The sequence below is a fragment of the Streptococcus oralis genome (assembly GCF_001579175.1).
In the GTDB taxonomy this organism is placed as follows: Bacteria; Bacillota; Bacilli; order Lactobacillales; family Streptococcaceae; genus Streptococcus; species Streptococcus oralis_O.
The window spans coordinates 581,937-584,130 of the sequence record NZ_KQ970759.1 but is presented as its reverse complement, the minus strand read 5'-3'; the positions used below and the strand labels follow the sequence as shown (position 1 = coordinate 584,130).

Annotated in this window: 1 protein-coding gene; it reads left to right on the top strand. The window is 42.4% G+C overall.

From position 1 onward, the window contains the following. The coding region (locus tag SORDD24_RS02920; protein WP_231082668.1) for a pLS20_p028 family conjugation system transmembrane protein at positions 1 to 2,085 on the top strand (2,085 nt) is incomplete at its 5' end. Positions 2,086 to 2,194 lie beyond the last annotated feature (109 nt).

Here is a 2,194-nt window from a genome sequence, read left to right as displayed (position 1 = left end):
ATCGAATATGATAGGGGTATCTTAGAAAGAAAGAAGGTACCTTTAGTGCACTATCAAACCTTTTCAGATTTGGTGAATGAGATCAAGAATCTCAATGGTGAAATCACAGGTGAGAATGCAAAAAAGCTAGCGGAGTTCTATTCCTACTGGGGAAATTATTTAGAACCGACTCCTGCATTTATGGCATTTCTCACCTATTTACCAGGAGGGATCGCGAAGGCTCTTTATCAAATCACTTCCAGTCTAGAACATGTTTTTAATAATATGTTCAAGCTCTTTGGGCTTTTCGGTTATCTGGGAGACCAGAAGACGATTATAGGCCAGTTCTTTTACTGGTTTCAGCTATTGGGGACGTCCTTGTTCACCCTGATTTTGGTCGTGTCGGCTGTTGCAGGAGTTTTTACAAAACCAGTCAAATACAAAGGGGTCATCACGAATTTCCTTTTGGTAACTGCTGTAACTGCCGTATTGCCACTAGCTTTGACCACCATCTCAACAGCAGTGGCACAGGATGCCATGTCTATCCAGACAGTCTCCAGTGAAGCGCCATCTGGTAGTCAACCAACTTCCTCCTTGGCTCTTCAGCCCATGAAAAATAATGTGGTAGACTTAAAAGTCTTGATCTACAAGGATTTTTCTACGGAGTTGTTCCCAATGGATGATTATGGCTATATCAAGCCTGTTCAGGAAGGCTCTACTCCTGTCAATAATATCACGGATGACCCTGCACAGCGGGATACGACTGATTTTGCGACCAAGATTGATTTTGGGGCAAACTATGGTACGACAAATCCAAAACTGTTAAAGGATATACAGGAAAACGACAAAATAGCAGGAATTAAAGGCTTGTTCCTCCATAAGTTGAATTCCAATAATACTGGAGTTGAAAGCATTACAGAACACCGAGTCATTAATCAATTGAGTGCTTTTGAATCAGTTTATATGCGCTATAAAGTCAACTGGATAGGGATGTTTCTTCAGTACATTATCCTGATTGTTCTATTGGTCAGCATGATCATCAAGCTCGTTAAATCAGTTTTTGATATTCTGATTGAAGCAATGATTTCTCCGATTCTCGGATATAGTTCTCTATCAAACTCAAAGAAATACAAAGAGTTGTTAAGAACGATTGGCGGTGCCTTAGCAGGAATCTTCTTTGAAGTTATCATTATGCGTGTAACCCTTGAGATTTTCAGAGATTTACCAATCCTTTCTGTTTCAGCTGTAACGAAGCTTTCTGGCGGATTCTTTGATGGACTCAATATGTGGGAACAGTGTCTCGCAGCTGCCTTTGTCTATGTTGGAGTATTCTTTGCAGCCATGCAAGGAGTGGCCATGATTGAGCGCTGGCTTGGAGTTTCAACAGGTCATAGTGAAACAGCTCAACAACTGCTGGGTGCTATGATGATGGGGAATGCCTTTGCGGCTGGAGCAGGCGGTCTCTTTAATGGCAGTATGGCACTTGGCCAATTTGGTATGGATATGGCTAAAAAAGCTCCAGATGCCTTGTCTAAAGGAAGTCAGATCCTAGGAAATAGCCTTGCCAGAACTGGAGGTGGTATTCAAGGTGCTTTGAACTCTGTAAAAGACCAAGGCTTTATGAATGCGGCCAAAGGTGGTGTAAGTAATATGGTTGATTTGGCAGAATGGAAAGCATTTGAAGCCATGCAAAATACGAAAGGGGCAGTTGGTAGCGCATTAGATAAGCTGGATGATAAGGCTGCCTCTGCTCAAAATGCGACCTATAACGCTCTGAAAAATGATGCTGTTCCTGGAATTGATCAGCAACCTGGACCAATTGATATTCCTGAGCCTCCAATTGACCCAGGAACAACAGAAGCACCTATTGTCGATTCAACTCCTCCAGCTGAAGAAATGGAGTCCCCAATTCAAGATCCAAATCCACCTGTAGATGCACCAGTTTCAGAATCACAACCACCAGCACAGCCTGATTCTTCTCAACAAAAATTTCAACAGAGCATGAATCAAATGAATTACATGAACCAACAAATGCAACAAGCAGGACAGCGTATGCAGGGCGGACGTCATATCACTGGCGCTGAGAGTGACGACGAAGAAGAATAGGCTGAACTATGGATTTAACAGGAAAGAACATTGTTATCACAGGAAGCCTACGTCCTCTAACTCGAGAAGAAGCCATACGATTTTTAGAAAGTAAAGGAGCTGTCGTTCA